Origin of the sequence: Streptomyces sp. NPDC102270 (genome assembly GCF_044766405.1) — a bacterium.
In the GTDB taxonomy this organism is placed as follows: domain Bacteria; phylum Actinomycetota; class Actinomycetes; order Streptomycetales; family Streptomycetaceae; genus Streptomyces.
In genome coordinates this window covers 172,044-178,609 of record NZ_JBIWLX010000011.1, presented here as the reverse complement: position 1 = coordinate 178,609, position 6,566 = coordinate 172,044, and the positions used below count along the sequence as shown (strand labels likewise).

The window sequence follows — 6,566 nt, the reverse complement described above, 5'->3', positions numbered from 1 at the left end:
TCCGTCCTCCAGGCTTGTCGAATCGAACGCGTCGGGGCGTCGGGGCGTCGGTGCGGTTCGCCGATCGACGGCGCCCCGTGCCGCCGGTCCGGGAGCGAGTGGGTCTGTGTGCGTGCGCTGTCGGCGGCGGTCGGCCGCTACCGCGCCGGCCGCACCGTGCGGGGGTCCGCCACCACCGTGACCGGCAGGCGCACCGGTCCGAAGAACAGCACGGACGGCCGCCACTGCGGCGCCCCGGCGGGGCGCAGCGCCGGCGCCCGGTGCAGCGCCCCGCACACTGTTTCGACCAGCAGCTTCGCCAGCGCCGCGCCGAGGCAGTGGTGGATTCCGGAACCGAACGCCAGCGAGGCGGTTTCGGGGCGCTCGATGTCGAACTCCTCCGGTCGGCCGAACGCCTCCGGGTCACGGTTCGCCCCGGCCAGCAGGAGCACCACGACCGAGCCCGCGGCGACCGGAACCCCGCGGATCTCGGTGTCGCGCGTCGCATAGCGGCGGGTGATGTGGTAACCGCCGCAGTGGCGGAACGCCTCGGCGGCGGCCCGCTCGGCCTGTGTCGGGTCGGCCGAGAGCCGTTCCAGTTGGTCGGGGTTGGTCAGCAGGGTGTGCATGATGTTGCCGAGGGTGTCGCTCAGGGTCGTCAGGCCGGCCCCGAAGACGGGGAGCATCGCGAGCGCCAGCTCGCTGTCGGTCAACTGCTCCGGGTCGCCCACCTGTTCCGCCAGGCAGGCGCTGACGAGGTCGTCGCCGGGCTCGGTGCGCTTTCGGGCGATCAACTCGGTGAAGAAGGCGGCGAGTTCGGCCGCGGCCTCGTCCGCCCGTTTGCTCATGGCCGCCCTGGCCGCCTCGTCCGCGGCGGGGTCGGGTGCCGGGACCGCTTCGTTCAGCAGCGTCCAGCAGCGGGTGTGTTCACTCGCCGGGATGCCCAGCAGGCCGCCGAGCACTGCCAGGCTCAGCGGAACGGAGACGAGTTCCTGGAAGTCGGCGACCTGGCCGGACGGGACGGCGGCGAGCCGGTCGAGCGCGCGCAGCACCTCCTTCTCCGCCAACGGACGCAGCACCTGCAACCGGCGTGCGGTGAACCCCCGCGACAGTTGCCGCCGCAGCCTGGTGTGGTCCGGCGGGTTGCGGAAGAACAGCGACGAGAGGAACTGCTCCTGGCCCGGCGACGGCCGCCATCCGGGGATGTTGGCAGCCATCCAGTCGGTGTCGACGACCCGGAAGGTCTCCTGGTCGCCCAGAACCTGCCGGCAGTCCGCGTACCGCGACAGGAGCGTCATGCCCGTTCGTTCGCTGCGGTGGACGTCGGCGAGTTCACGCAGCCGGAGGTAGTGGGCGAACGGGTCGTCGCTCCTGCCCGGCGCCAGCACGAACCGCACCAGCTCCTCGATGTCCTGCCCGGTCGTCATGGCGCTCCCCTCGTCGGTGTCGTTGGGCTGTCGTCCGGTCCTCAGGCCGTGCGCCGCGCGATCCAGAGACCGTCGCGCACCGGCAGGATCACGCCGTCGAAGTCGGGATCCTCGGCGAGCGCCTTGTTCATGTTCCGTACGCCGATCAGCTCGTTGGAGTGCTCGGCCGACTCCCCGGCGACGACGCCGCCGCCGCAGAAGGCGTTGTCGATCATGAAGAAGCCGTTCACCTCGAGATGCGCCTTCGACAGTTTGAGCAACTCGGTGGCGAGCGAGGGGTCGCTGCCGAAGTACCGGTGCTTCATGATGTCCTGGAAGATCAGGTCGTAGGCACCGAGCTCCGGGATCAGCTCGAAGGCGTCGCCGACGAGGATCTCGATGCGGTCGGCCATGCCCGCGCGGCTGATGAAGTCCGCGGCACGTGCCGCCCGTTCGGAGTCCAGTTCGATGCTGGTCACCTTGCCGCCCTCGGGCAGCGCGTACGCCAGCCACAGGGCCGAGTAGCCGATCGCGGTGCCGATGTCGAGCACGCGCGTCACGGCGTCGCCGCGCAGCGCGGTGAGCGTCCGGACGATCGCGCCTTCGAGGCGCCCGATGACCGGGATGCCCTCGTCCCTCGCGACCTTCTCCATCTCCATCATGACGCTGTTCAGCGGCTCGGGCAGCGGCGCCTGGCGGACCAGAGCGGTGGCGAAGACCTCCCGCTGGTCGGCGCTGTCCTGCGGGACTATGGGCAATGATGTGTTGATCACGAATGTATTCCGTTCTGCTGGGTCCGGTCGCCGGTCGCGGCGAGCGAAGCCGGCCGCAGGTCATGCCAGTTCTGCTCGACGTGGAGGAGACAGTCGGTGCGGGCGGCGGGTCCGGACACGACGTGCCAGCCCCCGGGTACGGCGAGATACGCCGGCCAGAGGGAGTACTGCCGCTCCCCGTTGCGCAACACCAGATAGTCCGCGTCGTCGTCTTCGAACACAGGGGACACTCCGTGCTCCTCGTTCATGGGGACAGACCCGCCGGATCGGCTTCGAACGCGACGGGCAGGGTGTTCATGCCGTGCAGGACGCTGGAGTAGATCCAGGTCTCGGGCGCGGTCTGCCGCACGCCGGACACCATCCGGCGCAGGCTGTCGAGCACGGCCTCGATCTCGGCCCGGGCAAGGTAGTGGCCGAGGCAGTAGTGCGCGCCGAAGGCGAAGGTCAGGTGCTTGTTCGGCGTGCGGGTGAGGTCGAAGCGATCGGGGTCGGGAAAGGCGTCGCCGTCCCGGTTGGCCGAGGCGATCCAGGCGCTGACGATCTCGCCCGCCCGGATCAGCTGTCCGTTCACCTCGACGTCGGCGGTGGCCATCCGGCCGCCGTGCAGCGAGGGCACGGTCCAGCGCAGGACCTCGTCGGCGGCCGTCTGCAGGTTCAGGGCGCCGCTCTTGAGCGCGTCCCACTGCTCCGGGTTCTCGATCAGCGCCAGCAGGCCGCCGGAGATGGCGTGCCGGCCGGTCTCGTCGCCGCCGATCATCAGGCCGTAGCAGTTGGCCATCAGCTCGGCGTCGCTGAGCGGTTCCCCGTCGATGCGGCAGTTGGCGAGCAGGCTCACCACGTCGTTGCCGTCACCGCCGCGCCGGTTCCGCGCCAGGTCCGCGAAATAGAGCAGGATCTCGCTCTTGGCGGTCCAGGAGTCCTCCGGCGGGGCGTCCGCGTGCTCGGAACTCCATGCCTGCGAGGTGAGGCCGAGCAGGTACTGCCGGTCGCGCCGCGGCACGTCGAGCAGGTCGCACACCGCGCCGAGCGGGATGTTCGCGGAGACGTCCCGGACGAAGTCGGATTCGCCCTTGGCGACGGCCGCCGCCATGAGTTCGTCCACCGTGCGGTGGACGCCGTCCCGGATGGCGGCGAGTACCCGCGGGGAGAACGCCCTCGTCAGAATCGTGCGGATCTGCTGATGGCGCGGCCCGTCGGTCACCGCGAGCATCGTTCCCGCGGCCGCGTCCCCTCCGGTGAGCAGGGTCGGCAGGCCGTTGCCGTGCTCGGTGGTGAACTCCCGGCTGCGGTAGACCTCCACCGCGTCGGCGTACCGGGTTATCACCCAGAACGCCGGCTGCGAGCCGCGCGCCGGCTGGCAGTGGAAGGGGCGCTCGGCCCGCAGCCGGCGCCACACCTCGGTCAGGTCGTGCTCGGCGTGCAGCCGGAGGTCGGCGAAGTCCAGTTCGTCCAGTTCGTCGGGTGAGACCAGGGGCAGCGACGTCATCGGCCGCCGCCTTGCGTGGAGGTGGCGACCGCGGCGAGCGCGCGGACCGTCGGGTTGTTGATGATCTCCTTGGGCGAGACGGCGAAACCGGCGGCGCGGGCCCGCTGGATCACGCTGATGGCGAGCATGCTGTCGCCGCCGAGGGCGAAGAAGTCGGCGTCGACGTCCACCGGGGCGACACCGAGCAGCTCTCCGAAGATCGTGCAGAACACGTCTTCCGCTGGGGTGCGCGGCGCACGGCCGCCGCTCTCCGGCACGACGGCCCGGGGCGCCGGGAGCACCGACCGGTCGAGCTTGCCGCCCGGGGTGACCGGGAAGGCGTCCAGCACGACGACGGCGGCGGGCACCATGTAGTCGGGCAGGAACCGGGATGCGTGCTCCCGCACGTCGGCCGCGTCGAGCGTCACTCCGTCCTGGGGCGTGACGTACCCGACGAGCACGTCGCGCTCCCCGTCCCCGCCGCGGACCACGGCCGCCGCGTGCACGACGCCCGGGCAGTCGGACAGGACCGTCTCGACCTCGCCGAGTTCGATCCGGAAGCCACGCAGCTTCACCTGGTCGTCGACGCGGCCGTGGAAGGCCAGCGTCCCGTCCGGCCGCCAGGAGACCATGTCACCGGTCCGGTACATGCGGGAGCCGGGCGGCCCGAACGGGTCGGCCACGAATCGCTCCGCGGTGAGCCCCGGACGCCCGAGATATCCCCGCGCCAGTCCGTCGCCCGCCGCATACAGCTCGCCGGGCACACCCGGCGGCAGCGGCTGAAGTCCCTTGCCGAGCACGTAGACCGAGGCGCCGGCGATCGGCCGTCCGATCGAAGGCGTGCCGTCACCGGTCAGCGGTTCGCTGCAGGTGGCGCAGACGGTGACCTCGGTCGGGCCGTACGCGTTGACCATCCGGCGCCCCGGCGACCAGCGCGCGACCAGGTCGGCCGAGCAGGCCTCCCCCGCGGTCATAAGGCCCTGAACCCCGGTCAGTTGCTCCGGCTCCACGCTCGCGGCGGCCACCGGCGGCAGCAGCAGACGCGTCACGTCGTACTCGGTGATCACCTCGGCGAGGGCGTCACCGGCGAGCGGCACGTCCGGCGGTATCACCAGCCCGGCACCCACGTGGTGGGCGCCGAGCAGTTCCGCGATGAACGCGTCGAAGCTGGGCGACGCGAACTGCAGGAGCCTGCTGTCACCGTCCAGTCCCATGCCCTCGGCCATGGTGGTGGCCAGGTCGACGAGCCCGGCATGGGGCACAACGACGCCCTTGGGCCGCCCTGTGGTGCCGGAGGTGTAGATGACGTAGGCGACATCGGCCGGCGCGGGGACCGGGTACGGGTACTCCGTCCCGTCCGTCCCGGCGTGCCCGTACACCGCGTCCCGTACCTCCGGCCGGTCCAGGAGCAGGGAGTGCGGCAGGTCCGCGAGATCGGTGGTGGAGTGTGTGCAGACGAGCGACGGCGCGGCGTCCTCGAGCATGAACGCGACCCGCTCGGCGGGGTAGCCGGGGTCGATCGGCACGAACGCGGCTCCGGTCCGGGCCACGGCCAGTACGGCGACGACGAGGTCGACCGAACGGGGCAGCGCCAGCGCCACCAGCCGTCCGGGCTGCGCTCCGCGGTCGGCGAGCAGCCGGGCGAGCCGGTCCGCACGTCGGCCGAGTTCGGCGAAGGAGAGGGTTTCGCCCGCCGACATCAGCGCGGTCGCGTCCGGGGTCCGGACGACCGGGCGGCGCAGGAGTTCGGAGAGCGTGCAGGGTGGTGCCGCTGTGCCGGTGTCGTTCCACTCCTGGAGCACGCGCCGCCGCTCCGCCGGTGGCAGCAGGTCCACCGCGCCGACGCGCTGAGTCGGGTCCTTCTCCACGGCGCCGAACAGCCGGGTCAGCACCTCCAGCATCCGTTCGACATCGGCGCGCTCCAGCAGGTCCGGGCGGAAGTCGAGGTCGAGCCGCAGCCGCTCGCCCGTCCCGCGCACCCGGAAGGCGAGCGCACCGGGCACCTGTGGCCGTTGTTCCACGGCCACCACCCGGATGTCGGCGACCGACGCCGGCTCGCCGCAGTCGACCGAGACCAGCGTGTCGAAGATGCCGTCGACCGCGCGGGGCGCCAGGACGCCGGTGAGCCGGGCCTGTTCATCGGCCAGCCGGAAGAACACGTCGAGCAGCGCGTCCCCTGCGGCGGCCCGCACCACCACCGGCCTCGGCTCGGCCAAGCGGCCGGCCATGATGTCGATCCCGAGGAAGCGCGGCCGGGCCGCGACCCCGAGTACGACGTCGTCCCGGCCGGTCAGCCAGCCCAGCAGGATGCCGAACACCCCCTGCGCGACCGTCTCGAACGCCAGCCCATGGTCACGGGCCATTCCCAGGAGGCCGCTGCCGACGTCCGCGGGCAGCTCACCGGAGACCCGTTCGACCGGGCCCGGCCGCACAGGGGACGCCTGGCCGCCCACCAGGGTCGGCTCGGCCTCGGCGAGGTGGGTCGACCAGACCAGGTCGGCCGCTTCGCGGTCCTGAACGGCCAGCCAGCCGGCGTAGTCGGCGTGGCTCGGCACCCGCGGCAGGTCAGCGTTCCTTCCGCCGTACACGGTGAGCAGTTCGTCGATGAGCACGCGGTGCGACTGTGCGTCGACGGCCGCCGGGGCGCTGCTCAGCCGGAGCCGGTGCCGTTCGGGACCGAGGCTGGCGAGCAGCAGCCGCAGCGGGACCGCCGGGCCCTCGTCCTCCTCGGCGTCGAGCCGGTCCAGTTCGGCCTCGCGCCGGGGCCCGTCCATGGTGCCGAGGTCGATCTCGCGCCAGGGCAGTTCCGCGTCCGGCGCCGACCGCAGGTGCGGGTGGCGCCGCGCCAGTTCGGCGACGGCCTGCCGCAGCGCGGCGCCGTCCAGGGGGCCGTCGACGTCGACCAGCGTGACCACGTGGGTGGGGAGTGTCGCTCGCGCCATG

5 protein-coding genes are annotated in these 6,566 nt (G+C 72.2%); all 5 read right to left on the bottom strand.

Features of this window, described 5'->3' with window-relative positions:
• Window positions 1-137 precede the first annotated feature (137 nt).
• From ACIRP7_RS24210 to ACIRP7_RS24190, 5 genes are read right to left on the bottom strand one after another with little or no spacing between them, the layout of a single operon-like run.
• A complete protein-coding gene (locus ACIRP7_RS24210) occupies window positions 138-1,406 on the bottom strand; it encodes a cytochrome P450 (RefSeq protein WP_403663130.1) in 1,269 nt (422 codons plus the stop codon).
• Window positions 1,407-1,447: 41 nt separating this feature from the next.
• Window positions 1,448-2,158, bottom strand: coding sequence for an O-methyltransferase (locus ACIRP7_RS24205; RefSeq protein ID WP_403663127.1), 711 nt, complete (start codon window positions 2,156-2,158; stop codon window positions 1,448-1,450).
• The gene (locus ACIRP7_RS24200) at window positions 2,155-2,388 is read right to left on the bottom strand and encodes an MbtH family protein (RefSeq protein ID WP_403663124.1); all 234 of its coding nucleotides are present in this window, start codon (window positions 2,386-2,388) and stop codon (window positions 2,155-2,157) included. Before ACIRP7_RS24200 ends, ACIRP7_RS24205 begins: the two co-directional genes overlap by 4 nt.
• A 14-nt stretch (window positions 2,389-2,402) precedes the next feature.
• Entirely contained in the window at window positions 2,403-3,644 is a 1,242-nt protein-coding gene (locus tag ACIRP7_RS24195) for a cytochrome P450 (protein ID WP_403663121.1), read from the bottom strand.
• Window positions 3,641-6,565 (bottom strand): amino acid adenylation domain-containing protein, encoded by a 2,925-nt coding sequence (locus ACIRP7_RS24190; protein ID WP_403663118.1) that lies wholly within the window; start codon window positions 6,563-6,565, stop codon window positions 3,641-3,643. Before ACIRP7_RS24190 ends, ACIRP7_RS24195 begins: the two co-directional genes overlap by 4 nt.
• Window position 6,566 lies beyond the last annotated feature (1 nt).

Coding starts and splice junctions, on each gene's coding strand:
- ACIRP7_RS24210 (WP_403663130.1), bottom strand. CDS start 1,406: ATGACGACCGGGCAGGACATCGAGGAGCTGGTGCGGTTCGTGCTGGCG.
- ACIRP7_RS24195 (WP_403663121.1), bottom strand. CDS start 3,644: ATGACGTCGCTGCCCCTGGTCTCACCCGACGAACTGGACGAACTGGAC.
- ACIRP7_RS24190 (WP_403663118.1), bottom strand. CDS start 6,565: ATGGCGCGAGCGACACTCCCCACCCACGTGGTCACGCTGGTCGACGTC.